Annotated in this window: 22 protein-coding genes and 1 tRNA gene; 7 read left to right on the forward strand and 16 right to left on the reverse strand. The window is 59.1% G+C overall.

The features are described 5' to 3' along the window. Nucleotides 1-50: 50 nt before the first annotated feature. The 3 genes from G505_RS20950 to G505_RS0108005 form a co-directional block, all read right to left on the reverse strand. Nucleotides 51-587, reverse strand: coding sequence for a BsuPI-related putative proteinase inhibitor (locus G505_RS20950; protein WP_035385180.1), 537 nt, complete (start codon nucleotides 585-587; stop codon nucleotides 51-53). 2 nt (nucleotides 588-589) lie between these two features. Beyond that, the gene (locus G505_RS0108000) at nucleotides 590-2,437 is read right to left on the reverse strand and encodes an AsmA family protein (RefSeq protein WP_028109089.1); all 1,848 of its coding nucleotides are present in this window, start codon (nucleotides 2,435-2,437) and stop codon (nucleotides 590-592) included. 84 nt (nucleotides 2,438-2,521) lie between these two features. Then, nucleotides 2,522-3,013, reverse strand: a complete 492-nt coding sequence (locus G505_RS0108005) for a putative 4-hydroxy-4-methyl-2-oxoglutarate aldolase (RefSeq protein WP_028109090.1) — start codon at nucleotides 3,011-3,013, stop codon at nucleotides 2,522-2,524. A gap of 174 nt (nucleotides 3,014-3,187) precedes the next feature. On the opposite strand from G505_RS0108005, the gene G505_RS0108010 reads away from it, so the two are divergent. After that, on the forward strand, nucleotides 3,188-3,403 hold the full coding sequence (locus tag G505_RS0108010) for a TIGR02450 family Trp-rich protein (RefSeq protein ID WP_028109091.1): 216 nt from the start codon (nucleotides 3,188-3,190) through the stop codon (nucleotides 3,401-3,403). A gap of 290 nt (nucleotides 3,404-3,693) precedes the next feature. Then, nucleotides 3,694-3,781: transfer RNA gene (locus tag G505_RS0108015), tRNA-Ser, on the forward strand. 245 nt (nucleotides 3,782-4,026) lie between these two features. On the opposite strand, the gene G505_RS0108020 is transcribed toward G505_RS0108015, so the two are convergent. From G505_RS0108020 to G505_RS0108035, 4 genes are all read right to left on the reverse strand, one after another. Then, nucleotides 4,027-4,266: an HP1242/YdcH family protein gene (locus tag G505_RS0108020; RefSeq protein WP_028109092.1), complete on the reverse strand. Its 240-nt coding sequence runs from the start codon at nucleotides 4,264-4,266 to the stop codon at nucleotides 4,027-4,029. Between the two features lie 124 nt (nucleotides 4,267-4,390). After that, nucleotides 4,391-5,236: an enoyl-CoA hydratase/isomerase family protein gene (locus G505_RS0108025; protein ID WP_028109093.1), complete on the reverse strand. Its 846-nt coding sequence runs from the start codon at nucleotides 5,234-5,236 to the stop codon at nucleotides 4,391-4,393. Between the two features lie 310 nt (nucleotides 5,237-5,546). Further along, nucleotides 5,547-6,908 carry an MATE family efflux transporter gene (locus G505_RS0108030; protein ID WP_028109094.1) on the reverse strand — a complete coding sequence of 454 codons (1,362 nt, stop codon included), beginning with the start codon at nucleotides 6,906-6,908 and terminating at the stop codon, nucleotides 5,547-5,549. Nucleotides 6,909-7,075: 167 nt separating this feature from the next. Further along, nucleotides 7,076-7,969: a LysR family transcriptional regulator gene (locus tag G505_RS0108035; RefSeq protein WP_028109095.1), complete on the reverse strand. Its 894-nt coding sequence runs from the start codon at nucleotides 7,967-7,969 to the stop codon at nucleotides 7,076-7,078. A 165-nt stretch (nucleotides 7,970-8,134) separates the two neighbouring features. On the opposite strand from G505_RS0108035, the gene G505_RS0108040 reads away from it, so the two are divergent. After that, a complete protein-coding gene (locus G505_RS0108040; RefSeq protein ID WP_028109096.1) occupies nucleotides 8,135-9,121 on the forward strand; it encodes a zinc-dependent alcohol dehydrogenase family protein in 987 nt (328 codons plus the stop codon). Nucleotides 9,122-9,367: 246 nt separating this feature from the next. Continuing rightward, nucleotides 9,368-10,165 carry a DUF364 domain-containing protein gene (locus tag G505_RS0108045; RefSeq protein WP_028109097.1) on the forward strand — a complete coding sequence of 266 codons (798 nt, stop codon included), beginning with the start codon at nucleotides 9,368-9,370 and terminating at the stop codon, nucleotides 10,163-10,165. 44 nt (nucleotides 10,166-10,209) lie between these two features. Here G505_RS0108045 and G505_RS20955 read toward each other — a convergent pair whose 3' ends face one another. The 4 genes from G505_RS20955 to G505_RS0108065 form a co-directional block, all read right to left on the reverse strand. Beyond that, complete coding sequence (locus G505_RS20955; protein WP_084643912.1) at nucleotides 10,210-12,222, reverse strand: LTA synthase family protein; 2,013 nt, start codon at nucleotides 12,220-12,222, stop codon at nucleotides 10,210-10,212. Between the two features lie 25 nt (nucleotides 12,223-12,247). Beyond that, nucleotides 12,248-12,616, reverse strand: a complete 369-nt coding sequence (locus G505_RS0108055; protein ID WP_028109098.1) for a diacylglycerol kinase — start codon at nucleotides 12,614-12,616, stop codon at nucleotides 12,248-12,250. Between the two features lie 524 nt (nucleotides 12,617-13,140). Beyond that, complete coding sequence (gene ggt, locus G505_RS0108060; RefSeq protein ID WP_035385181.1) at nucleotides 13,141-14,850, reverse strand: gamma-glutamyltransferase; 1,710 nt, start codon at nucleotides 14,848-14,850, stop codon at nucleotides 13,141-13,143. 24 nt (nucleotides 14,851-14,874) lie between these two features. Next, entirely contained in the window at nucleotides 14,875-15,378 is a 504-nt protein-coding gene (locus G505_RS0108065) for a GNAT family N-acetyltransferase (protein ID WP_035385182.1), read from the reverse strand. A 136-nt stretch (nucleotides 15,379-15,514) separates the two neighbouring features. Between G505_RS0108065 and G505_RS0108070 the strand changes: the two genes are divergently transcribed. Continuing rightward, complete coding sequence (locus G505_RS0108070; RefSeq protein ID WP_245568347.1) at nucleotides 15,515-16,024, forward strand: GNAT family N-acetyltransferase; 510 nt, start codon at nucleotides 15,515-15,517, stop codon at nucleotides 16,022-16,024. Here the strand turns inward: G505_RS0108070 and G505_RS0108075 are convergent. The 3 genes from G505_RS0108075 to G505_RS20960 are packed head-to-tail and all read right to left on the reverse strand — an operon-like array spanning nucleotide 15,999 to nucleotide 18,785. After that, entirely contained in the window at nucleotides 15,999-16,406 is a 408-nt protein-coding gene (locus G505_RS0108075; RefSeq protein ID WP_028109102.1) for a GtrA family protein, read from the reverse strand. The two genes, G505_RS0108070 and G505_RS0108075, sit on opposite strands and share 26 nt — an antisense overlap. Then, nucleotides 16,390-17,784 (reverse strand): ArnT family glycosyltransferase, encoded by a 1,395-nt coding sequence (locus G505_RS0108080; protein WP_051215990.1) that lies wholly within the window; start codon nucleotides 17,782-17,784, stop codon nucleotides 16,390-16,392. Before G505_RS0108080 ends, G505_RS0108075 begins: the two co-directional genes overlap by 17 nt. Further along, nucleotides 17,781-18,785, reverse strand: a complete 1,005-nt coding sequence (locus tag G505_RS20960; protein WP_051215991.1) for a glycosyltransferase family 2 protein — start codon at nucleotides 18,783-18,785, stop codon at nucleotides 17,781-17,783. Before G505_RS20960 ends, G505_RS0108080 begins: the two co-directional genes overlap by 4 nt. 149 nt (nucleotides 18,786-18,934) lie before the next feature. Between G505_RS20960 and G505_RS0108090 the strand changes: the two genes are divergently transcribed. Continuing rightward, nucleotides 18,935-19,627, forward strand: coding sequence for a response regulator transcription factor (locus tag G505_RS0108090; protein WP_035385183.1), 693 nt, complete (start codon nucleotides 18,935-18,937; stop codon nucleotides 19,625-19,627). Next, nucleotides 19,624-20,883 (forward strand): sensor histidine kinase, encoded by a 1,260-nt coding sequence (locus G505_RS0108095; RefSeq protein ID WP_028109105.1) that lies wholly within the window; start codon nucleotides 19,624-19,626, stop codon nucleotides 20,881-20,883. Before G505_RS0108090 ends, G505_RS0108095 begins: the two co-directional genes overlap by 4 nt. Here the strand turns inward: G505_RS0108095 and G505_RS0108100 are convergent. Both G505_RS0108100 and G505_RS22390 read right to left on the reverse strand, forming a co-directional pair. Then, entirely contained in the window at nucleotides 20,873-21,889 is a 1,017-nt protein-coding gene (locus G505_RS0108100) for a response regulator (protein WP_028109106.1), read from the reverse strand. The genes G505_RS0108095 and G505_RS0108100 overlap by 11 nt on opposite strands. Then, nucleotides 21,890-26,581, reverse strand: a complete 4,692-nt coding sequence (locus G505_RS22390) for a response regulator (protein ID WP_084643913.1) — start codon at nucleotides 26,579-26,581, stop codon at nucleotides 21,890-21,892. Between the last annotated feature and the right edge of the window lie 5 nt (nucleotides 26,582-26,586).

Consider the following 26,586-nt stretch of genomic DNA (forward strand, 5'->3'; position numbering starts at 1 on the left):
AGCATGGAAGGAAAAGAAAGCGCCCCGGTAAAAACCGGGGCGCTCAGAGACTATTCCAGGGTGATCTCTACCCTGGCACTGCGGGGTTTGTCTAGGGTGTTGAGCTCTACCTGCAAGTTGTACTCGCCAGGCTCCAGGGCCGACAGGACGTCGCTGCTGATGGTGAAGGTCAGCGCCTTGTGCTCCCCAGCCTCCAGGGTCCAGGGCCGCAGGGCCTGGGTGAACATGCGCTCATGGCTGAACTGCCAGACCGGCTGCTTTCCCTGGGACAAGATGAGGTCAGCGGTCATGCCTGACAGCAGGGTCAGCTCCATGGCGTGAGCCGTGGTATTTTCAACCCTGGCCGCCACATCCAGGGAGGACTGCCGCGACCATTGACTGTCGGGCAGCGCCAGGGAGAGGCTGGGCTGAATCATCCGCACTTCAGGATCCAGTTGCTTCATCACCGACTCCTGCTCCTTGAGAGGCTCTGCCTCCACTTTGACCGGTTTGGGTGCCGGCGCCGGATCCTGAGTCTGTACCGGCTCCTGCTGCTGATTGCAGCCCATCAGGGCGATGGCCGCACATAGGGTAGCAACTCGTAACATGGTTAACCTCCAAAGCCTTTGAACAGCTTATCCTTAAGCTTTTCTTCCATTTTTTTCTTCAGCTTGTCCCCCTCCTGATCCACCTTGTTCTTCAGCAGCTGATCCGTGTCAATGCTGAAGCTGGGGTCAGTGAAACTGCCCCCGATACTCAGGGGGATGGTCAGCCCCTTGAGCTTATCCAGAGATTCGCCGCCCTGGCCTTCGAGGGAACCCACGACGGAGACCTCCATTGCGTAATCCATCTCCTGCTTAACCAGGTTGGCCTGACCCTCGCCATCGACACGCAGCAGAGGAGAAGCAAGATTCAGTGCCGGGGTCGTCACCACCCCCTTGTCCATGGAGAACTCGGTGACAAAGCTGGAGAAGTCGGTTTTTTGTACCTCTGCAGCCTGCTCAATGCTGTCACCGGACAATTTGGCTTCCACCTCACGAATTTTCTGGGCCACGTTGATGCCGTACAGGGCGCCATCGTCCAGAGCCAGACGACCATTGGCCACCAGGTTCTTAAGCACCGCATCCGGCGCCAGACTTGCGCCTTTACCTTGGACAGAAAGCTGTCCCCGACCCGCCAGCACCCCTTGATTTACCGCGGCCTCGAGCAGAGGCTGAATAGACAGGCCATCAAGTGTGGCATCGAAATCATAGGCAACGGGCTCAATGCGGCTGTCCAACTTGGCCTTGGCCACCAAGGTGCCCTCGAAGGCAGTGGCTTTCATCTGCTTCAGGGTGAAGAGACCATCCACCAGACTGAGATCCAGGCTGGGCTTGGTCACCAACCACTGTTTCGCCTTGATGGACTCCAGTCCCATCCGTGCGTACAGATCAAACTGACGCAGAACCGACAGGTCCGGCTCCCCCTCCGCAGGCGCCGAAGGTGCGGTCTCCTTCTCCTCTGCGGCGGCTTGTGAGGATTCTGGCATCCAGGGGTCCAACACCAGGTCATTACCGGACAGCTCCAGGTTCAATACGGGACGCTTCTTGGTCAAATCCACACTGCCCGCGCCTTTAAGCTGGAATTCACCCTGAAGAAGATCCAGGTTGGTCAGGGCAAACTGCTGGCTTGCCAGATTCACGTCGGCGTCAAAACCCACCTTGGCATCCAGCTTGCCACCGTTGGGGATCTGGTCACCGACTATGGAGATGCTCTGGTTCCACTTATCCAGTTGAATGCGGGAAAAGTCCTTGGCAACGGTCAACAGCGCAGACGCAGAGGTGTTCAGGGTCATCTGGGGATCCACCGCCTTAACCACCATCTCGAAGGGCGCGGCACGGCCGGGTTCAAACTCTGTCAGGGTCAGAGACTCAACCGCCAGAGTGCGGCTGACGCCGGTCTGCCTGTTATCACTGCTGAAATTCAGCTTCTTCAGGGAGAGGCTGCCCAGCTTCCAACCCGCGGGAGTCATCTGACCCGGTTGCCCGGAGGGCGCCGGTGTTTGGGGGCTCTCGGCTGCGCTGCTTTCACCTCCCAGGCCATCGAGGCTGGTGCGACCATCTTTCAGGGTCACCAGGTTGAGATCCACGCCAGTCAGCGCCACCTCTTCAATCTCCACCTCCCGGGTCAGCAGAGGCATCAGATTCACGCCCACCACAGCCTGCTCTACCGACAGCAGAGGCGGCAGAGACTCGCCGGGCAGATTTCCAAGGGTCAGCCCCCCAATCTCGAGACCCACCCTGGGAAACAGGCTCCAGCCAATCTCACCGTCGATGTTAAGGGTTCGCCCGGTAGCCTCTTGAACCTTGGCACTCAATTGAGGCTTAAAGGCATTGGGATCAAGGAAGACGCCGATGTAGACTGCCAGCATTAACACTAGGGTCGCAAAGACGATAAGAAACCATTTGATCGCTTTCATTGTGCATCCATTGAATCTGTTTCAGGTTGAGACCACCAAAAGGCGGCAAGAGTTCTTCTATTTTAACTCAAATATCTCAGGTGGTTATGATAAAGAAACCGGCAATTGGCGGTCGGCGATCACCACACCATTGTCATCGGCATAAAGATACTGGCCAGGTCTGATGCTGCGCCCCTGAATCTCAACCGCCACCTGCTCTTCACCCAGGCCACGTTTTTCAGTCTTGACCGGCATGGCACCCAGCGCCTGCACCCCCAGGGGCAAAGTTCTCAATGTGGCCGCGTCCCTGACATAGCCATACACCACGATGCCAGACCAGCCATTGTCCACCGCCAGCTTGGCCAGGTTGTCTCCAAGCAGGGCACGTCGGTCACAGCCGCCGCCATCCACCACCAGCACCCGTCCCTCACCAGGCTGAGACACCCAGTGACGAACCAAGGAGTTGTCCTCCGGACAACGGATGGTCACCACAAGACCATAAAAGACAGATTGGCCGCCAAACTGACGAAAGATGGGGGGAAGAACTGTCAATTCAGACAGATAGTCATCACACAGATCCGGTAGAAGATCCAACACTGTTCTCACTCCATTGAGGTTGGTAAGTGATCCCATCCTGACCAATCAGCGTAAGGATGACAAGGTTTACCACCACCGGGCCCGATGTCCTTGCGGGGACTCCTAGGCGTTCTACACTAGGATCAGGAGCCAAAAGACGGCCATCGCACTCACAGAGGCTTGAGGGGAGAAGTTATGAACCTGTTTTCCGAAAAGTACCTGCCGCTGAGCAAGTGGACCGCGACCACCGCCATCAACAACGACACCCATTTTCTGGTTACCTACACCTACACAGACACCCACGGGCACGTGACCCGCGTCGGGCTTCAGGGGGTCAATAACCGAATCCCTGTTGAGATGTCCAAGGAAGACCTTCAGGACTCTGACCGTTGGCATATGGGCTGGGTCTGACACTGTCCCCCGGGCGCTGCCGCAACTTTTGCCAGTAAATCTCCATTTTTCAACCAATACGGCTAAAAGCAGCGCAACCGAACTCATTTCGGCCTAAAGCCGCTTGACCCGTACACCTGCGATCCGTAAAGTACGCCCCGTCCTGTTGGCCAAGGCCCGGCGGAGACAGACAATATGGTGAGGTGTCCGAGTGGCTGCAGCAGCGCAGCATAACCACGCCCCAGGCGGGGTTCTCAGCCACCAACCCACAGAGCATGATTTGAGCTCGAAAAACAACAAATCCAAAATATGGTGAGGTGTCCGAGTGGCTGAAGGAGCACGCCTGGAAAGTGTGTATACGGCAACGTATCGAGAGTTCGAATCTCTCCCTAACCGCCATATAAACAGAAAGCCCCTGCACGAAGTGCGGGGGCTTTTTGTTTATGCGCGTTACGGGAGGACTTGGTTCGAGCTCTCCAGTTCGCAACGGAGCGAAGAATGAGCGGAGTAACGCCGAAGGCGATCATCTCTCCCTAGTTTGATCGCACAACGCAGTTTCAAATCCCCAAGTCTCTGCCCTGCCCTTTTAGGCCAGCCATCACCTTTCTTAAGCAGGAGATGGCCCGCCATTTGACCATTGACATCTATGCCCGTTGCAGGCGCCGGTAGAGAGCGTCTTTTAGCTCCGCCCTGTCATGTTTGAGCTGATGCATAGAGGCATCATCTATGGGGGCGTTTCTCAGCTCCAGTTGGCGAATCTCCTCATCGAGTGCATGATATCTGTTGGCATCCGCTTTAAAAGACGCATCAGATAACATTATCGATTCTAACTTCGCCCTGTACTCCGGAAACTCAACCAATAATGCATGGCTCTCTCCGAGCATAATACCTCCGAATTTGTACAACACATTTTGCAAATAACCAGTCAGCTTGAAAATGTACAGCTGTAAATTTAACTGAATGGCTTCAAATAAGGGTTAAACCACAGCAGACAAGATGCAGAGGCGATCAATTAATCTCCTGTACCTTCATCACCAGGTCATTCCAATTGCGCTGATTATCCAGGTCATACTCCAGCCCCTTCTCATCCGCTATTTGAAAACGTTTGATGGCCGGTGTTTTACTGGTCGCTTGGTAGAGCCAGTACGCTTCGGCTTTCAACGCTTCATCAATGGGCTTGTCGATGGATTCATACACGGCTTGCTTACACGCATTGATGGACTCTGCCGGGAACGCAGCGATACGTTTGGCCAAGTTGTCTACGTACTCGCCAATCTCTTCCGGATCCAACGCCTTGTTGATGGTTCCATAGGCTTGTGCTTCATCGGCGGTGAAGTCGCGAGCGCTGAGAATGATCTCCAACGCCCGGCCCAGGCCGGTTTGACGGGCCATCCTGGACGCTCCGCCGCCGCAGGGAAGAATCCCCATCCCCACTTCCATCTGCATAAACTTAAATTTCCCTCGTGCCGCAAACCGCATGTCGCACGCCAGAGCAAACTCATGACCTCCGCCGCGGGCCACCCCTTCAAGCTTGGCAATGGTCGCCTGAGGCAGCTTGCTGATTCTCTCCAGTACCGCCTGCAGATCCAGCAGTTTAGCCTCTGAACGCGAGACGGCGTCTGCGGACATATCCTTCAGCAAATTGGTGTCGTAATGGCACACCCAGATTTCCGGGTTAGCCGACTGAAACACCACCACTTTGACGCTGCGGTCTCGCTCCAGACGCATGGCCAGACCCATCAGATCTTCAAGCATCTCCTGACCCTGTACATTCACCGGACCAAAATCAAAAGTGACAGTTAATACGCCGCCATCTTGTTCGGCACTGAATGTGGTATATCCTTGATAAGCCATTATGTCTCTCCAAATAAACACAAAATAAATGGTGACCTGAAAATTCTTCCAAGCGTGTTTAAAAAGGTTAGCAAGGCTTTGTCAGCTCGATAATTGAGCTGATGTTGGAAAGAGTTTAAATAATATGTATATAGTTACATTGGAATTCAGGCGTTAGAAAGACAGCTGAATGGATGTCGGCACAGTTTAGGTTTGATAAACCCTGCCACTCCAAACCGGCAAGCTGTATTTTCCTGGTCAATCAGCTCACCCAGTGAGTGCAATAATCGGCAATGAGGCCCCAACGATACTCAACTGGTGCTGGCTAATCTCAGGCCGACTCAGAGCATCGCCCGGAATTTGCCACAGCAAACCGGGATGCACTCTGCATCTGCTCAAAGCAGCCCCGGTACAAGACCCAGCTCATGATGCCGGCGGCAAAGTTGCCAATCATGGCCCCGATAAACAGACCCTGTTCGCCTCCCAGCTCGGCTCCCAGCCACAGGCCGGGCAAGTAGCACCCCAGCAACCTCAGCGCAGAGATCAGCAGTGCCCGGGCCGGCTTCCCCAGGGCATTGGCCACGGACACCAACACCATGCAGATCCCCAACGCCCCAAAGCTCAGCGGCACCCAGTTCAGATAGCTGGCCAGGATCACCGCCACCTGGGGGTCATTGGCCATCAGCAGGCTGATGGGGAAGGAGAGCATCACGCCAGCCAGGGCCACCAACAGCTGCCAGAGGGCAACAAAGGCCATGGACAGGTTGACCAGCAGGCGAATTTTGTGGAACTCCCCCCGTCCCCTGAGCCTGCCCACCATGGGGGGCAGCGCCATGGTCAGGGCCAGCACCACCACGATGGAGAACAGCTCGATTCGGGATCCCAGCCCCCAGGCCGCCACCACATTTTCCCCAAACCCCGCCACCAGCGCCGTAGCCGCCATGGCCGCCACCGGCGGAATGAACTGGCTGGTGGTCGCCGGCAGCATCACCCGGGTCAGCTGAGACGCATTGGCCAGACTGTCGCCCAGGCTGAGCCTTATGCTCAGCCAGCCATTGGCGATGATCCCCCTGAAGATGATGATGCAGCCTACGCCCAGGGCACAGATGGTTGCCCAAGCGGCACCGGCAATCCCCATATCCAGGGTGAAGATGAACAGGGGATCCAGCACCAGGTTCAGCACACTGGTCAACACCATCACCGCCCCGGGCCGTTTTGTCTGACCGTAGGAGCGGTAGAGGCTGTCACCAAAGTAGAGCATGGCGCCTATCCAGGCACTCATCAGCCAGGGCAACCAGTAAGCCTTGAGCACAGGAAACAGCTCAGGCTGAGCCCCCAGCAAACCATACATGGCCTCCTGGCCAACCCAGATGGCGATACACAGCGCCAGTATGGTCAGGGCCCCCAACGCCAACACCAGGGTGGCGATCTCTTTGGCCCGCGACTCATCGCCTTCCCCCAGCACTCGAGAGCTCACTGCGGTGGTGGCGATGCCCACACCCACCTGGATGCCGATGATCAGCTGGTACACCGGAATGGTGAACCCCAGGGCAGCCAGAGGCTGAACACCGAGGCGGCCGATGAACACACTGTCCACCAGCTGATAGCTCATGATCGACAAAACCCCGACAATCATCGGCAGGGTCATGCGGAACAGTTGGCTGGCCAATGAGCGGCTGAGAGGAGTGAGCAAGCTGGATTACCCCTGAGTAGTTGGAAACGGCAAAGAGGTGCCCTTGAAGAGCGACATGGTAAAGATCCGGCCAGCCGACTTACATCAGCCAGCCCTTGAAACTTTTTCAACCAAAAGTAAACGGCAGCCCCAACCCATTGATTGTCATCGGTTGAGGCCATCCTGGCCTAGGCATCCCAGTAGGGCGGCATGCCGTAGTACTGGGCAAAGTAGTCGATAAAGGCGCGAACCTTGGGGGCCAGCAGCCGAGAGCTGGGATAGACGGCCCAGATGGCGGTGTCCGACACCAGGGGATATTCTTTAAGAATCTCCACCAGTTCTCCCCGCTTAAGATGCTCATAGGCTATCCAGGTGGCACACAGGGCGATGCCCATGCCGTTGGCGCAGGCATCTCGCACCGCCTCGCCGTGATCGGTCCTCAGGTTACCCTTGGCCTTGATGCTCACCTGCCCCTCTGGGGCATCAAACACCCAGTTCTCCAGCCCCGTGAGGTTGACGCAGTTGTGATTACGTAGCTCCTCCGGATGACTGGGCTCCCCATGCTGTTCCAGGTACTGTGGCGACGCGCAGAGAACCCTTCTGTCCGGAGCCAGCTGGCGGGCGATCAGACTGGAGTCTTTGAGCAGGGCATTGCGAATGGCGATGTCGAAGCCCCCCTCCACCAGATCCACAATGGAGTCGGTCAGCCGCAGATCGATGGACAGCTCAGGGTACTGAGCCATAAACCCCTTGAGTGCCGGCATCATGTGCATCCGCCCAAAGGAGGCGGGAGCGGTAACTCTCAAGGTCCCGGAAGGGCTCGCCTTGCCGGCGCCCACCGAGGCCCTGGCGGCATCCACGGTGGAAAGCACCTCTTCGGCGTGCGGCAAAAAGGCCTCCCCCTCCTCGGTCAGCGACACTTTTCGGGTGGTGCGGTGCACCAGACGCACGCCCAAGCTGGCTTCCAGTTTACTGATGTGTGCGCTGGCCACCGCCGGGGATAAACCCAGTTCGTTGCCCGCCTGACTGATGTTGTGAGTGGAAGCCACACGCACAAACAACCTAAGGTATTCAATGTTCATTGTTATCCACCTCACTCGCCGATACTCACACTATACCCGGAACATTTTCATCAAAAACTAAAAACTGATTCGCACTGAAGGGTAATTATCAATGAGTGGGTGGGGAAATATGATTTGCTTCATCAATCGACCACTGCCGATTCCGGCGTATCAAGGACCACCAAGATGAAAGCATCCATTATCAACAGCTACGGCGACGTTGACGTATTCGAACTGGCGGAGATCGCCAAACCAGAACTGAAGCCAGGACACGTACTGGTGCGGGTCGCCGCCACCAGCGTCAATACCGTTGACACCATGATTCGCCAGATGGGTGAAGCACTGCCACTCTCTCCTGCCCTGCCCGCAGTGCTGGGTATGGACTTTGCCGGCACCATTGAAGCGATTGGCGATGGCGTCACCAATTTTGCCGTGGGCGATGAGGTCTATGGGTGTGCCGGGGGATTGGCGGATCTGCAGGGCACACTGGCCGAGTACATACTGGCGGATGCCAGACTCATTGCCCGCAAGCCGAAAAACCTCTCCATGAAAGAGGCCGCCGCCATCCCACTGGTGGGCATTACCGCCTTTGAGGGCCTTATCCGCGCTGGCGCCCATGCGGGTCAAACAGTGCTGGTCCACGGCGGGGCCGGCGGCGTAGGCCACATCGCTCTGCAACTGGCCAGCTACCTGGGCGCCGATGTGTATGCCACAGCCACAGGTGCCGATAAGCTGGCTCTGGTTGAAAAACTGGGCGCCACTCCCATCGACTACATTCAGGAACCCGTCGCCGATTATGTCGCCAAACACACCAACGGTGTTGGCTTTGATGTGGTGTTCGACTCCGTCGGCGGCGCCAATATGGAGAACTCCTTCCAGGCGTCCAGGCTCAATGGCCAGGTGGCATCCACCGTCAGCCTGGTGGAGATGGACCTGTCCACCGCCCACTTCAAGGGGCTGTCTCTGCACGTAGTCTTCATGCTGATCCCCATGCTCCATGACGTCCAGCGGGAAGTACATGGCGAGATCCTGGCCAAATTGGCCGAGATCGCCGAGGCGGGCAAACTGACGCCCGTCATCGATGAGCCCAGCTTTACCCTGGCCCAGGTGGGGCAAGCACACGCTCGTCTGGCCAGCGGTCAGTCCAAGGGCAAGGTGGTCATCGAGATCTAACCCTTGAGGGGCCGCAACCGTGGCCCCTCCCCGAGCGCCACTAAGACCATCGGCAGCAACCGCCGTCATCAGGATCACTGCGCACAATAGCGCGGTATTCCGACCCCGGGCAAACCCAACGAGGTGCTCACTCGAAAAGGATCTCCCTGATTATCCGAGCAGTTCGCTGGGTTAAACCTGTCCTAGCTCTCACTTCCCCCCTCCGCGCCGGAGTATACTGGGGCAAATTCACCAGTGATTGACACCATGAACTCTGTCTATCAGCGCATCATTGGCGCACTGCACAGCAACGACACTCCCAGGGTCAAGGCCATTCATATTATGAATGAGGGGCTCGACAGCAACCCAAACGCCAAGTTTGGTGCCATTGAGCTGGACGACGGCACCCTAGGCCTGACCTACACCAAGTTGGGGGGAGCCCTGGAACGGCTTCAGGATGACACCCTCTATCAGCAATTCCTGGGTCAGCCAGTCACCGAACTGGCGAAACTGTATCTTGAGCCCTCCCCCTGGCAACAAGTCCTGGGCTCGGGTGCGTTGAATGCCATCAGTCAGAAGCTGCTCAAAGAGCGTGGATTCGAGTACAGCAAAGCACAGGACACGCTGGACCTGCTGAAACTGACCCCTGACGACAGAGTGGGTATGGTGGGCTTCTTCCCTCCCCTTATCGACTCTCTCAAGGCGCAGGGAATTGCAGTGACGGTGATTGAACTCAAACAAGAGCTGGCCCGTGAAGAGGAGAAGCTACTGGTCACCACGGATCCTCAGGCCCTGACACACTGCAATAAGATACTGATCACCGGCACCACGGTGATCAACCACACCCTCAACACTCTGCTGCCACTGGTACAAGACGCCGATGAGGTGGCGCTGATTGGCCCTTCCGTCGGCCTGCTGCCTGAGGTGCTGTTCGAGCTGGGGGTCACCTCTGTGGGCGGCCGGGTCATCTTGGATGGCGAGGCGTTCCTGAAACGGTGGAAAGCGGGAGAGAAGTGGAAAAGCTCCGCTCTTCGTTACTCACTGCATAACAGTCAGTATCAATAACCGCAAAGGGGCGCTGTAGGCGCCCCTTCCGCTTATGTGTGATCCTAGGGAGCGGCTAGCCCCTGGGGCAATTTGGCACCGGACTCCTGCCTGGCTACCCTGGCCTGCTTCTCTACTCCGGGGTACAAGCCCTGGTAATAGGCCAAAGAACCCCACAGCGCGTTGGCCAGGGCGGTTCGCTCCATCTCCCTGGGCAGTGCCATAGGGGTGAGGCAGCTGGTCTCAGGGTCATAGCGAAAACCCATCGCCTGTCTCTCCGGGGTGTAGATCACCACCTCGTTGTCCTCGTTCATCCAGGCAAAGTTCTTATAGAACTGCATCATTGCCCTGAGCTTCTGCCGTGGCACCTCTCGGGTCAGATCATGACCAATCATCGGGTGCTGATCGCTGATGCCCATCAACGACAACAGAGTGGGCGCCAGATCCACCTGGCTGGCCAGGCGGTCATCCTGCCTGGGCTCAATGCCCTCTCCAACAATCACCGCCGGAATACGGAAATGGCTGATGGGCACCAGCTTGTCCCCATAGGTGCGCGAATCGTGGTCCGCCACCACCAGGAACAGGGTGTCCTTCCAATACTCAGACTCCCGCGCTTTGGTCATAAACTGCCCCAGCGCCCAATCGGAGTACTTGGCGGCATTTTCCCGGGTCTGATCTGGCTGGTTGTAGGGCTGAATGCGTCCTTTGGGATAATCGAAGGGGCTGTGGTTGGATGAGGTGAACACCAGGCTGAAGAAGGGCTTCCCCTCATCGTGCAGCTTGGTGAACTGTTGGTGCGCCTTGATGTAGAGATCCTCATCCGACGCCCCCCAGGCGCCTTTAAAGTTCAGGGGCTCGAAGGTGGGAAAGTCCTGCATATCCACGAAGCCGTTCCCCAGGAAGAAGCTCTTCATGTTATCGAAATGACTTTCGCCGCCATAGATGAACTGGGTGTGGTAGCCGTGGCTGCGCAGCAGATCGGCGATGGAGAAGAAGTTGCGCTGGCTGTCATTGAGTTTGACCACCGCACGGGCCGGTGTCGGAGAGAACCCGGTGGTCACCGCCTCAATGCCTCGTACCGAACGAGTGCCGGTGGCATACATGCGGTTGAAATTCCAACCCTGTTCAATCAGCTTGTCCAGGTTCGGGGTCAGTGGCAGGCCGCCCAGCCCCCCCACATAGCGAGCCCCCAGGCTCTCCTGAAGCAGGATCACCAGATTCTTTGGCTTCCCCCGAAAGCTGGCCCGGTGGTTGGCCAGGGTGGGAAAGGCGCCCGAGACAAATTCGGACGAATCCAGGCTGACGGCAGCGCGGACCCGGCGGATGATCTCCTGACGCCCCATATTGGGGTAATAATCAAAGGCGCTGTCTTCCGATTCCGCCTGCTTCAACGCAAACGCCATGGAGTAGGCGGAGTTGAGCACCAGATCGTTCATCAAGGGGTCGGTAGTGTAGGCCACCAGGGCCGGATTGAGGGGCCGATGCCCCAGGGAGGAACGGGCGCCGCCGACACCGATGATCACCACCAACAGGGCCAGCAGGGGCCGCCAGTACCAACGAGGCGTTTTGAGGTTTTCAATCCAGTTGCCACTCCAGACCCAGGCAAGCCACAGGGTCAGGTTGCTGACCACAAAGCCAATGAAAAGCTCAAGCTTATAGCCGCTCCAGAGCATGCCAAACACCTCCTGAGGATAGTTGAGGTATTCGTAGAAGAGGCGGTTGGGCCGAACATCGTACTCCAGGATAAAGCTGGGGGTCGCCAGCTCCATAAACACCACAAACCAGAGCGCCACCACCAGAAACAGTCGCAAACACTGAAGGATGCGCCGACCGACAGTGCCACTACCGGCAAAGAGCACGGTAACAAGTGCAGGAAGGATAAACAGGTAGCTCAGGGCAGACAGGTCCACCCGCAAGCCGCTGAGAAACAGGGTGCTCCACCCCTCAGCTGCGGTTACTCGATCCGATTGCCACAGGGCCAGGCCGGCCCGTGACAGGGTCATCACCAGTAGCGCCACCCCCATTGCGGAAACTATGGGATACAGTAATCCCGTCCGCCGGCGCAGATTATCAAACATATTGCCATCCAAAAGTTATTGTTTTTTATAAGTAGTTGGAGAACAACACGTAGACCCAGGTGGCTGTGGCCATCAGCAGGGCCAGCAGCACAGCCGCCGAGCCCATGTCTTTCGCCTGACCTGAAAGGGGGTGGAATTCGTCTCCGATGCGATCAACCACCGCCTCGACGGCAGAGTTGAGCAGCTCAACGATGATCACCGCCACCAGCGAACCGATCAGCAACAGCTTCTCAAGTCCGCTGACAGGCAACCACAGAGCCAGAGGCATCAGCACCAGAAAACCCACCAGTTCCTGTCGGAATGCTGCCTCGCTGATCCAGGCGGCTTTGAGGCCCAGCCAGGAGTAACGAGTTGCATAGATAAGTCTTACAAAACCGGTTTGATTGGATTTCACACTGCTGCCCTAGATTGCGTTGTCTCAAGGCGGAGTTGTAACAAAGGTGAGATGGAAATTTTGTAAACGGCTGTCACCGAACACGGGCTGAAACGAGTTGAAAGCCCATAAAAAAACAAAAGGCTCCCTATGATTGGAAGCCTTCTGCTGCGTGAAATATCTTGTTCGCGACGGTCAGTCACGTGGTGGTGCAATCCTTGCGAGCCAGAGTGTGCCCGCACCGAATGCTCTGTTCCAGAAAAACAACCAATTAGCAACCAGAAGCGTGTTTAGCTTCACATCCCATCAAAGAGTGAGATCTCTGGTCAAAGTTCCCCACCGACGGTAAGCAAAGATTTGAACCTGATTACAACCATTTACAGACCGTAACCAGCTCATCGGGCCATCGGGGACAAACACAACAGCCAGCGATCAAAAAAGGCCTCGGATGGAGGCCTTTTCTCTGCTTAGGGCGTAATTTCGACACATCGAGACCTTAATGGCCGGGTGCTGGCGAAAAAACACACAGCAAAGGTCAACACGCCCTAGTAACCCAGGGTGGCCGCGCCCATCCGTCTGGGATCGGAGGCGCCCATCAGCCCCTCATCCGTGACCATGATGGACTGGGTGCTGCCCATGGAGGACTTCACCTTCACCTTGTGCCCCATGGACTCCAGTATCCGCTTGGTGTCCGGGTTGATGCTCTTCTCTGCACGAATCTCATCCGGGTACCACTGATGGTGCACCCGGGATGCCGCGGTCGCCTCCGCCACATTCATGCCGTGATCCACCACATTCATGATCACCTGCAGGGTGGTGCTGATGATCCGTGAGCCCCCGGGACTGCCGGTCACCAGGAAAGGCTTGCCCTCCTTCATCACTATGGTTGGGCTCATGGAGCTCAGGGGGCGCTTACCGGGCTGAACTTCGTTGGCCTCTCCCCCAATCAGGCCATAGCCATTGGGGGACCCAGGCTTGGCGGAGAAGTCGTCCATCTCGTTGTTAAGCAGGATGCCTGTGCCCGCGGCCACCAGGCCGGAGCCATAGCTGAAGTTCAGGGTGTAGGTGTTGGATACCGCATTGCCCCACTTGTCCACCACGGAGTAGTGGGTGGTCTGGTCGCTCTCATAGGGGATGGGGTTGCCCGGCTTGATCTCGCTCGACGGAGTGGCTTTTTTCGGATCAATCCCCTTGAGCAATTGCGCCGCATAGGCGGGATCGGTCAGGCCGGCCACGGGCACCTTGGTGAAATCCGGGTCCCCCAGGTACTCGCTGCGATCGGCGTAGGCACGGCGCATGGTTTCCGCCATCCAATGGATGCTCTGAGCACTGCCGGCGCCCATCTCTCCGATGGGCTGATGCGCCAGCATGTTGAGCATCTGAATGATGTGCACACCACCAGAGGAGGGCGGCGGCATGGAGATCACCTCATATCCGCGATATTCACCGCGCACCGGCTGACGCTCCACCGCCCGGTAATTGGCCAGGTCCGCCTCACTCATCACCCCACCGGCCTGTTGTACCGCCTTGGCGATGAGACGCGCGGTCTCCCCTTTGTAGAAGCCGTCACTGCCGTTGTCGGCGATGCGCTTGAGCGAATCGGCCAAATCTTGCTGCACCAGCAAGTCGCCGGGAGCATACAGGCCACCATCGGCCTTATAGAATACCTTCTGGGTACTGGGCCAGCGACCCAGGCGCTTTTGCAAACCCTCGAGGCTGTTGGCCAGATCCGGGGTCACCTTGATCCCCTTCTGTGCCAGCGCGATGGCCGGGGCCATCACCTGCTTCAGGCTCATGGTGCCGTACTTGGACAGGGCCAGTTCCAGTCCGCGAACCGTGCCGGGCACCCCAACCGCCAGCCCGTGGAAGCGGGACAGGTCGGACACCGCGTCCCCCTCTTCGTTGAGGAACATGTCCCTGTGCGCCAGGCCTGGGGCCATCTCACGATAGTCGATGGCGATGTCCTTGTCGGATTCGGCCAGGTGGACCACCATGAAACCGCCGCCACCCAGGTTGCCGGCTCTGGGCAGAGTCACCGCCAGGGCAAAGCCCACGGCGACGGCGGCATCGACGGCATTGCCGCCCTGGCGAAGGATCGCCACCCCCACCTCACTGGCCAGCCGCTCCTGGCTGGCCACCATGCCGTGCTCAGCCCAGACCGGGTGGGTGATGTCCATGTGGCTGTAGATGGAGGGTTGATTGGCCCGTGCCGGGGAGGCACCGATGAACAACGACAGCGCAACCAGCGCCGCCATCAAAGGTTTTCCAGTGGTGCTCACTTAGGAGTTTCCTTGCTTATAAAATCTGACTTGCTCGCCCCAGTACTCCACCATGCCGTCCTGCTCGAAGCCCAGCTTCAGCAGCACCCGGTGAGAGGCATCGTTTTCAGGGTCGGTCATGGCCACCACAGGACCTGTGTCCCAGTGCTTGCTGGCGTAATCGAGCATGGCCCGGCCACACTCGGTGGCGATCCCCTTGCCCCAGAATTCAGGAATGAAGCGATAACCGAAGTCGGTCTGCTTCACCTCGGGCAAATACTTAAGCCCGCAGAAACCGATGACCTGGCCGGTCTCCTTCCACACCACGGCCCAACGGCCATAACCATAGGTGGCGTAATCCTGAAAGAACACCTTGGCGATGATCTCACTGGCGTCCTCCAGCGTCTTCACCCGGTCACCGTCACCTGTATAGCGGGTTACCCTTGGGTCTGCGCTTAGGGCAAACACGGCTTCGGCGTCCTCACACTCAAAGGGCCTGAGCAATACACGTTCCGTCTCTATCATCACTGCTCTCCCTTTGCTGTCCCAAAGTCGGATCGCTCATAGTATCGAATTCACACCAGAATAACAGACGTTTTTCCCCCCTTGCCAAAGTGGGAGCTGGGTGGCTACCCTGAATCTTTGCCCAAGCCAGAGACAGATGATGCTACCGCTGACCACAGAACGACTGACCATTCGCGAACTGACCCTAGATGACGCACCTTTCTACCTGAAGCTCCTGAACGAGCAGGCGTTTATCGACGGGATTCACGACAAGGGGGTGCGGACTCTGGAGCAGGCACGCCATCATATGGAGTCAGGCCCCATCGCCAGCTATCAGCAGCATGGCTATGGTATGTATCACCTGAGCCTGACCCAGAGTGGCGCAGACGTGGGCATCGCCGGTCTGGTAAAGCGGGAGGAGCTGCCCTATCCGGACATCGGCTACGCCATCAGTGAAGCCTACTTTGGCCTGGGTCTGGCCACCGAAGCCTGCCAGGCGGTGATGCACCACGCCAGGGAGACCCTGGCCCTGCCCACCGTGGTCGGCATCGTCTCGGAGCACAACCTGGCGTCACGACGAGTGCTTCAGAAGCTGGGGATGGAGGCGGACGGCACCGTGGAACTCGGCGCCGGGGAGCATGTCATGCTTTACCGGGCCGCACGCTAGTGGTTTCGGCAAACACCCAACGGCTGCTAAGCAGGTAATTGGACACCGTGCCTGCGGCGATGCCTGCTACCAGGGCCAGCTGCGGCCCTGGCCAGCTCTCGCCCACCAGCTTGAGGGTGAGCCAGAACAGGGCGAAGTTGGGCAGGGCCGACGTCAAAGCGGCCGTCAGGGCCCGGAACCACTGCCGCCCCGCCCTGCCCTGGCTGCGATCGCGGAAGGTAAAGCAGCGATTGCCCGCCCAGGTGGTGGACGCCGCCGCCAAAAATGCCAATCCCCTGGCCTCCATCGGGGCCAGCCCAGCCAGGTGCAGGGAGGTGAATACCATCATATCCACCACAAACCCTGTGCCCCCCACCAGGGCAAACTTAATCCAGTGCGACATTGGCCCGGCACTCCAGCAAGCTGCGCTTTCGGGCAGAAGCCAACTGCACGCAGTGGCGGTTCTCCAGCCCAAGATCCCGCCAGTTGCGCCCTGACGGCAGCACCAGGAAGTAGTCCCCGGACTTGAGTGCCAGTTCATCGGCATCGGCCACCAGCTCGGCGCGGCCGCCGGAGTAGTATTGCCCGGAGAAGGTGCGCTTACCCAGATAATAGAGGGGCTGATCCCAGCCCGGAGCCTGGGCCAACAGCGCCTTGTCGCTGCGCTCCTCCCCCACCTTGACGTGCATAACCAGGGTGGCCACACCAAGCAGCAGCGGAAGCACCATGCCGGTGGCGGACAACCAGCGCCGGTCCTTCTCCTCTGCCAGGCTGGCCACCAGCAGGGCCAGGGCCGGCACACCGGGCAACACATAGGCAGGCAGGATGTTTCCGGCGAAGGTAAACAGCGCCATGGGCGACACCATCCAGCACAACGCAAACACCTGCAGCGGGGTCAGAGCACGGCGGCCTCTGCGCCACCACAACCCCGGCAGCACCAGGGACCAGGGCAGCGCCGACATCAGCCAGTATACCCAGATGGTGCCCCTGGGCTGATCATGGGCACTGCCATAGAGATCCCCTTGCCAGCCGCTCTCCACAAAGCGCAGGAAGTGTTCGCCCACCAGGAAATAGTTCAGAAAGCCGGGCGTGGCCTGCTCCGCAGCCAGGTACCAGGGCGCGGCGATCACCAACATGGCCACCGTACCGCCCACCAGGGGAAAGCGCTGCCACAGCACCTGGAGAAAACTGAGGCGATGCTGCCAGATAAGAAAGGGCACCACGGCCAGGCCAACCAGCACGATCACCAGGGGGCCCTTGGCCAGCAGTCCCACCGCCAGGCCAACAAAACCCAGGTAGCCGGCGCGGTAACGCCCCTGCCAACCAAGATAGAAGCCCACCATGGCCAGGGTCATCCCCAGGGTCAGGGCAATGTCGGTCATGACTGCGCCCGCAGCGATGGCAAAGATCACGCAAGTGGCCAGCACCATGGCACACACCAGGCCGCTGAGTCCCTGTCGTCTGGCGAACAGGGCCATCAAGGCCAGTACCGCCACTCCCGCCAGCCAGTGGGGCAACCTCAGGGCAAACTCACTCATCCCCAGGGTGGCGGCCGACCCGGCGCTCATCCAGGTGTGAAGCGGCGGCTTGCCCCAGAAAGGTACGCCGAGATCAAACTGCGGCGTCAGCCAGTTGCCGGTGTCCACCATCAACCGGGCCATGTTGCCGTAGCGTGCTTCGGTGGTATCCATCAGCGGGTAGGCACCGAGGGAGATCAGACGGACCGCCAGGGCGAGGAACAACACCCACCCCAGGGGCGAACGAAGCGCGCGCGCGATCATCGGCGGGCCTCCAGGGCCACCAGGGTATCCACGCCATCATTGTGAGACGCTTCGCGGATCAGGTATTGAGGACGCTGTTTCACCTCCATCACCACCCGCCCCAGATACTCACCGATCAGGCCCAGGGCCAACAGCTGGATGCCGCCGAGCAACAGCTGCACCACCATCATCGACGGGTAGCCACTGACCACTTCGCCAAAGACCAGGGTTTTGACCACCACTGCCATGCCGTAGACAAAGGCGCTGAAAGCGGTCAGCAAACCACACCAGGTGGCCAGTCGCAGCGGCCGTATGCTGAAGGAGGCGATGCCGTCCATGGCAAAGCCGAACAGTTTGCCGTAGTTCCACTTGGTTACGCCGACGGCCCTGGGGTCCCGGTCGAACTCCAGGGTGACCTGCTTGAAACCGGGCCAGGCAAACAGTCCCTTCATATAGCGATTGCGTTCCGGCAACTGATTGATGTGGTCCACCACCTGACGACTCATCAGCCTGAAGTCGCCCACGTTCTCCGGAATGGGCACGTCGGAAGCCCAGTTCATCACCTTGTAGAAGGCCCCGGCCGTCAGCTTCTTGAACCAGCTCTCCCCCAGGCGGGCCCGACGCTTCATGTTGACCACATCCGCCCCTTCCCGCCAGGCGTCCAGCATCCGGGGAATCAGCTCCGGCGGATCCTGCAGATCCGCATCCAGCAGGATCACCGCCTGGCCCCGCACATGGGACAAACCGGCGCTCATGGCCGCCTCCTTGCCAAAGTTGCGGCTGAGGCTCAACCCCACATGGTCGCTGGATGAGCCGGGGAGGCTCTGCACCAAGCACCAGCTGTCATCCTTGCTGCCGTCATCGACATAGATGATTTCACACCGGTCCGGCAGCGCATCCAGCACCCGGGTGACCCTCTGATGGGTCAGCGCCAGGCCCTCGCCTTCATTGAAGACGGGAATGATCACCGACAGGGTAATGGGACGCTCTCTGCGATGGGGCTGAGGATTGGTTTTCAGCATGGGTCACCTTCCAAATAAAACGCTGTGCACGGGCACCGGCCCGCCAATGGAGCGCAGTATTCAATACCGGCCGTGAAAATCTTGTCATCGACATTTTCTTCACAAGGAGGGCATCATAATGGCCATACTGATTGAGATCCGGGTAACTGATGGACAGCCTGAAACACACCAAACTGCTGCTGGTTGAGGACAATCGCGAGATCGCCGGTATCCTCTTTGATTTTTTCGAAGCCAAAGAGGTGGAGCTGGACTACGCCGACAACGGCGAGTTGGGACTCAAGCTGGCCCTGGAAAGCAGTTTCGACGCCATCATCCTGGACCTGATGCTGCCACGCATGGACGGTTTCGAAGTGTGTCAGGCCCTTCGCAACCAGGGCAGGGACACCCCGGTACTGATGCTCACCGCCCTGGACAACCGCCAGGACACCCTGCACGGTTTTAAGCAGGGCACCGACGACTACCTGACCAAACCTTTCGACCTGGAGATTCTCGAAGCCCGGCTGCTGGCGCTGATCAGCCGCTACCGCGGCACCATGGCCAGCGGCAAGGTACAGGTGGGCGAGTTGGAGATCGACACCAAGACCCGCCAGGCCTGGCGCCAGGGGCAGAAGCTGTCACTCAACCCCACCACCTTCAAGATCCTGTCGGTGCTGGCTCAGGCCGCTCCGGACGTGGTCAGCCGCGACCAGCTGACCGACGCCATCTGGGGCGATCAGCCCCCCAGCAACGATGTGTTGCGCAGTCATGTGTATCAGTTGCGTAATCAGCTGGATAAGCCCTTCGCCCAGCCGATGCTGGTCACCGTGCCCAAGGTGGGCTTCAGGCTGGAGCTCAATCCGTGATTCGCCGCCGCCTCTCCAATGTTCGCACCATGACCGCCCGGCTGCTGCTGGTGTTTGGTGCTCTGGCCATCGCCATCGGCATGGCAATGGTGGCCCTGTTCAACACCGCCCTGCATTGGGGTGAGGACGGAGTCAACGAACGCTCGCTGATGATCTCCAAGGAGGTGGCGGTGGCCCGCTACCTCACTGGTGCATCGGGCCCGTTAGAGATTGACCGCATCACCTATGCCTACGACAATCCGGCGGATGTCCCCGAATTTGTGCCGAAACACCTGCTGGGACAACACTTCATCATTGAAGAGCTGCACCTGGAACTGGGCTCGGTCTATGTTTTGGTGACCGAGTTTCAAAAGCGTGGAAAAAACCAGCCTCTGGTGCTGGTGGCCGAGACCGAGGCGGTGGAGGTCTCCGACAGGGAAACCGTGCTGCTGAACCTGATGATCGGCAGCGCCGCCGTGGGCATCATGATGATCGTCGGCGTGGTGGTCTACCTGCTTTCGGTGCGGCTGATTCAGCCGGTGAAGGAGCTGGGGGATCAGTTGGCCAACCTAAAAAGCGATACCCGCACCCCCCTCTATATGGCGGACTCCGCCGCCCAGGAGTTCGTCCAGCTTACCGATGCCTTTAATCAACACAGAGAGGAGCTGGACAGCCTGATTCGCCGGGAGCAGGCCTTTGCCCGCTACGCCAGCCATGAACTGCGTACGCCGTTGACCATAGTCCGCGGCGCCGCCAACCTGCTGGCACACTCCACCAAGCCCGAGTTTGTCGACCGACAGAGGCAACGCATCCTGGGGGCGACCGAGGAGATGCAGACCATGGTGGACGCCCTGCTCTCTCTGGTGCGCTACGAAAAGAGTGAGCACTCCGTGGAGCCACGGCCTTTGAGCACCGATGAACTTCAGGGGATCGTCGATCTCGAACAGAGCGGAGCCGACAACAAAGAGGTGGGGCTGACCCTGGCGGTCAGCGGTACGCCTCAGATAGAGGCCGAACCTGCGGTGGTGAAGATGATCGTCGGCAACCTGCTGCGCAACGCCATCGCCGCCACCGGCAAGGGCGAAGTGCGGGTCGCCATGGACGACCACAGCCTGACCATACTGGACCAGGGACCGGGACTCGACGGCATCGAATGCGGCGGCCATGGCCTGGGCCTGTTGATTGTTGAGGATCTGTGCCAGCGATACCGATGGCAGTTTGAACTAAAGAACCGGGACACACAGGGATGCGTTGCCCGCATCCGTTTTACCCACTGAACTGCTCCCTGACTTCCAGGATCTGGGGCAGGCACTGATGAAAAATGTCCACCAGGGCCGGGTCAAAGTGGATGTTGGCGTGTTTGTCGATGAAGGCGACCGCCTCCTCCACGCTCCAGGCCGGTTTGTAGGGGCGCTCCGAAGTCAGGGCATCGAACACATCGGCAATGGCCACGATGCGCGCCGACAGGGGGATCTCCCCCCCTTTCAGTCCCTTCGGGTAGCCGGTGCCATCCCACTTCTCATGATGAGCCAGGGCGATCTCCCTGGCCATAGTCAGCAGTTCGGAGTCGTGGCCGCTGAGGATATCGGCGCCATACTCTGAGTGGCGTTTCATCTCCACCCACTCCTCCCCCTCAAGCCGGCCCGGCTTTTTCAAGATGGCGTCGACGATGCCGATTTTGCCGATGTCATGCATGGGTGAGGCGTTAAACAGCAGGTCTATCCACTCTTCGCTCACATCCAGTTGCTGAGCAATCAACTTGGAGTAGTAGCTCATGCGGATGACGTGCATGCCGGTTTCATTGTCCTTGTACTCCGCCGCCCGGCCCAGGGTCTGGATCACCCTAAGGCGGGTATGGGCCAGCTCCTCGGTCTTTTGCGCTACCTGGCGGGACAGCTCCCGGTTTTGATCGGACAGGGCAAGGTGGGTCTTGACCCGGGCTTTCACCAGGGTGGGATTGATGGGTTTGGTGATGTAATCCACGGCGCCGATGTTCAGCCCCCGGGTCTCATCCTCCACGGCGATCTTGGCGGTGACGAAGATCACCGGTATGTAGGCGGTGGTGGGATCCGCCTTGAGACGTTCACACACCTCATACCCATCCATCTCCGGCATCATCACATCCAGCAGGATCATGTCGGGACGAGGCTGTCTGGAGGCGATCTCCAGCGCCCGTGCTCCTGAGGTGGCGGCCTTCACCTTGTAGTCGTGGCGCAACACGGTACTCAGCAAATTGATGTTCTCCGGGTTATCGTCCACCACCAAGATTGCTGCGTTCTGCACCTAGCCCTCCTTAAGGGTCCACCCCTGTGATTCCGCCAGTTGATCAAGCAGGGTCAGTGCCTGCTGGAAATCAAACTGCTCCACCGCCTGGGCAATTTTTCCCAGCCGCCGGCGAATCCCAGGTTCCCGGGCGTGGGCCAGAAGCTCATCCAAGAGCTCAACCGCCTCGGTGTCATCATCCAGAAGCAGCCGCCGCAAAGACTCCAGTTGCTGCAGGCGGGCCTGGGGATCGCACTCCTTCATTGTAGTCGGCCCCTGAGCCTCCGGACCCAAATAACCCGCAATGGCAAGACGCACTGGCTGCAGTTGTTTCTCCACCTCCTCGGCCATCACCATCAGCTCTGCGTCGCTTTTGGGGATCTGGCAGGCGCTCTCCAGGGCTTCTGCAGCCTGGTACACCTCACTGGCCCCCAGGTTGCCCGCCACCCCCTTGAGGGTATGAGCCAGCCGGGTGGCATCCTGATTGCCGGTCTTCAGCCTCAGGGCAAAGCTCTCGGCAAACGCCAGATGATCGGCGGCAAAATGGCGCAGCAGCTTGTCTATCAAACCGTAGTTTCCCTGGGTGACGGCCGTCAGATGGTCAACCTGTATGTGGGGAGACAAGGCCTCCAGCCTCTCCAGTGCCACCTCCTCCTTCAGGACCACCTCAGACTCTCCCTTGTCCACCCAGCGGGCCAGGGTGGCAAACATCTCCTCCACGTCGATGGGCTTGCCAATGTGGTCATTCATGCCCACCTCGCGGGCCCTATCGATGTCCCGGCTCATCACATTGGCCGTCATGGCGATGATGGGCAGAGCCGCCATCTTTGGCATGGCCCGAATCGCCTGGGTGGCCTGGTAACCATCCATCACCGGCATCTGCACGTCCATCAACACAGCATCGTACTCCTGGCCCCGGTTGAGACGGTCTACCGCCTGCTGGCCATCTCCGGCCACCTCAACCGTCAAACCATTTTGCTCCAGCAGCTCCCTGGCCAGGTCCTGATTGAACTCGTTGTCCTCAACCAGCAGCAGATGGGCCCCCTGCAACTGGCTCAGGGAACGTTTCATCATGCTGCGCTTATCCAACTTGCGATTGGTGCGCACCACGGCTTCGCCTCGGGCTTCACCGATGGCATCGAGCAGGGTCGAGGGCGTAATGGGTTTGCTCAGCACCCCGTGAAGCAGTTGGCCATTGTCCATCCCTTCCTGCATCGCCTCCTCCCGGCCGTAGGCGGTCACCATGATCACCTTGGGCTCCCGCTCCAGCTTGAAGTTACGCATGGCACGAAGGCAGCCAAACCCGTCCAGGTCGGGCATCTTCCAGTCGATAAACAGCAGGTCATAGCGTCCCGAGGGCAGCAAGGCCAGACCTCGCTCCCCGCCTTCCGCACTGTCGGTGTGAATACCAAAATTCTCCAGCATGCTCACCAAAATCGTCCGGGCAGAGGGGTTATCATCCACCACCAGCGCCGTCAGCTGCGAGAGCCGCTCGGCGTCAAACTGGGTGCGAGGCTCGGCGTTCTCCTGCATCTCCACCCAGGCGGTAAAGTTAAAGGCACTGCCCTCTCCGGGTTTGCTCTCCACCCAGATCTCTCCCCCCATCAGCTCAGTCAGGGTTTTGCTGATGGTCAACCCCAGCCCGGTGCCGCCGTACTTGCGGGTGGTGGAACTGTCCGCCTGACTGAAGGCCCGGAACAGCCTCTGACGCTGCTCCCGGTTCATGCCGATGCCGGTATCGCGGACACTGAACAGCAACTGAGCCCGGTTGTTGTGGCGCTCCTGCAACCGAATGGAGATAACTATCTCCCCCTTCTCGGTAAACTTGATGGCGTTATTGCCCAGGTTGGTGAGGATCTGCCCCAGGCGCAAGGGATCGCCAATCAGGGCCTGGGGCACGTCGGACTCTACGTTAAACAGCAATTCCAGCCCCTTCTCCTCCGCTTTCAGGGCGATGAGATTGCTCAGGTTGCTCAGCACGTCATCCAGGTAGAAGGGGGTCTGCTCCAGGGTCATCTTGCCCGCTTCAATCTTGGAGAAATCGAGGATGTCGTTGATGATCCCCAGCAGCGCCTTGGCGGAGCGGTGGACCTTGTCGATGAAGGAGCGCTGTTTGCGATCCAGGTTGGTCTCCAGTGCCAGGTAGGACATGCCGATGATGGCGTTCATCGGCGTGCGGATCTCATGGCTCATGTTGGCCAGAAACTCACTCTTGGCCTCCGAGGCCTGCTCCGCCTCCTGCTTGGCCTGGGCCAGATCCCGGGCCATGGTTTTACGCTGGGTGATGTCGCTGAAGACCACGACCGCCCCGACGATCTCCTCCTCTTTGACCACAGGATGGGTGGCATACTCTGCGGAGAAGCTCTGACCGCTGCGCCGCTTGAGCAGCACATCATCCAACTGCTCCTTGGATCCACGGCTCAGGGTCAGCTCCAGAGAACTTGGCCTGGGAGGCCCATCCCGGTCAGGTTCCAGCATCAGCAGCGGCTCCAGGGCCCGGCCCACCATCGCCTCCTCCTGGTACCCCAGCATCGCCAGCGCCGCCGGATTGACGAAATTTATCCGCCCCTCCACATCGGTCCCAATGATCCCCTGACCGACGGATCCCAGCAGCAACCGAACCTTCTCTTCGGAAAGGGAGAGTTCCAGAGTGCGCTGACGCACCCGCTTGTCGAGAGAGGCCTTGGCCCGAGACAGTCGACGGTTGGCGTTCTTGCCCAGACTCAGGGTGAAGAGGATCGCCACCACGGCAAAAAACAGGGTTACGCCCAGCACCAGAGAGAGAGTCGACTTGAGCGTGGTATAGGAGAGCATCGCTTCGGTCTCATCCATCTCGGTGGCCAGGCCGATCCCCAGGAGTTCACTCCACTCCCACACCCCCACCACTGGCACACCACGATAGTCCCGGTAGGGCTCCAGTGAGGAGCCACTCTGCCCCAATGAGATGGACTGGGCCATCTTGGTCAGGGGCCGCTGGCCTGACTCCGGGATGAAGCCCTGAGTCAGATCTCCGCCCGGGTCGCGCACCTCGATGGCCCGGACGCTCGGCACCCCAGCCGGAATCTGTCCAATCTGCACCAGGATATCTTCGAAGCGGCTGCTGGAGAGCAGCAGCCCTTTGCGATCCAGCGCATAGGTTTCCCCTGTCTCTCCGACCCGTCCGGCCCCAATGATGGCATTGAAATCCTTATGGGGGTCCAACCGCTCCGCCAGCACGGCGATCACCTTGCCATAGCGGTTGAACACGGGAATGGCCACAAACATGGTGAAGCCGGTATCGGCAATGTCAGAGGGCAAAGGCGGGATAAACAGGCTCTGTCCGGACAGCAGTTGGATAAACTCCCCGGGACGGGCAGCCGCTATCAGGTTGCGCTCACCTATGGCCATATCCCGCGCCGAAGCCAGGGTGGTGCCATCGGGGGCAATGACGAAGAAACCCAGGTCACCCAGTATGGAGTTGAGGGAAGCCAGTTCGCGGCGCAGCGCCTGCTGCTCATCGGAATTGATCAACAGCTGCGGATGGCGGGGGATCTCCAGCAGGCTCTCCACCAAACCGATGAAGTCCGGCTTTTGCGCCACCAGGGCGAGTGCCTGCTTGCGCCCCTCCACCATGGATTCCAGGCTTTCGAGCACCGAAGTGGCGATCACCTCCATGGAGATCTGGTTGCGCTCCTCCAGCACCCGCCGGTTGTAATCCATCATCAGCAGGCTCATGGCGATGACGAAGGTAACGAACACCGCCAGACCGGTGACCACCAGATAACTGAACCTGGGGCTGCCAAACTGCAGTTCGGCCCGCTCCGAGTGGGCAAAACGCTGCATCAGTTTGCCCATGACAAACAGGGCGGTGATGATCGCCACCAGCAAGGCAGTGAGCCAACGCAGGCTCTCGTAGGTGGCGAACTCGGGCTCCACATCGCCGGCCGCGGAATGCAGCCAGCGTCCCATGATCGCCCGCTTCTCCTCGGCGCTGACGGTATCCAGTCCCTTTTGCAGTATCGAGGCCAGCTCCGGCGCACTTTTTCGGACAAGCATCCGCAGCGGGATATCCTCGAAGGCGTTTTGAGGCATCCCTTTGAGGCCACCAATCAGAGAGGCATTGAGAGTGTGCTCCACCGCAACCTGAGCCTCGAAGGTGGCATCGGCCTCGCCGTTGAGCACCAGGTTGATCGCCTCTATCAGGGTGTCGGCGGGCACCAGTTCAATATCGGGAAAGGCGGCCTCCACCCGGTTCCAGCTGGTATAACCCCGAATCAGGGCCAGACGCTTGCCCCTCAGATCCTCGAAGCTGCTGATCTGGGTATTGCCCGACTTCACATAGAGAAACTCCTTCACCATAAAGTAGGAGTTGGTGAAGATGCCGTAGGTCTCTCGCTCAGGCAGGTGGAACAAAGCCGGAATGATGTCCAGCTCCTCATCCTTGACACCTTGAAGGATCGCCAGCCAGGGCCTGGATTCGTAGCGAAACCTCAGACCGGTTCTCTTGGCAATGATATCGAGAAAGCCGGCGGAGAGTCCCCCGGCCTGGCCATTGGGCTGCTCAAAGGTGATGGGAGGCCAGTCCTCCACCGCCACGGTGACGACGGGGTTTTGCGCCAACCAGGCGCGCTCCGCCATGGTCAGGGCCACCCGCCCATTGGTTTCTGGCACCGCATACGCGGACGGCAGCCAGACACAGAGAATCATCAGACAGAGTCGTACCATTACTTCCATGCCGG

This window comes from Ferrimonas futtsuensis DSM 18154, assembly GCF_000422645.1.
GTDB lineage: Bacteria > Pseudomonadota > Gammaproteobacteria > Enterobacterales > Shewanellaceae > Ferrimonas > Ferrimonas futtsuensis.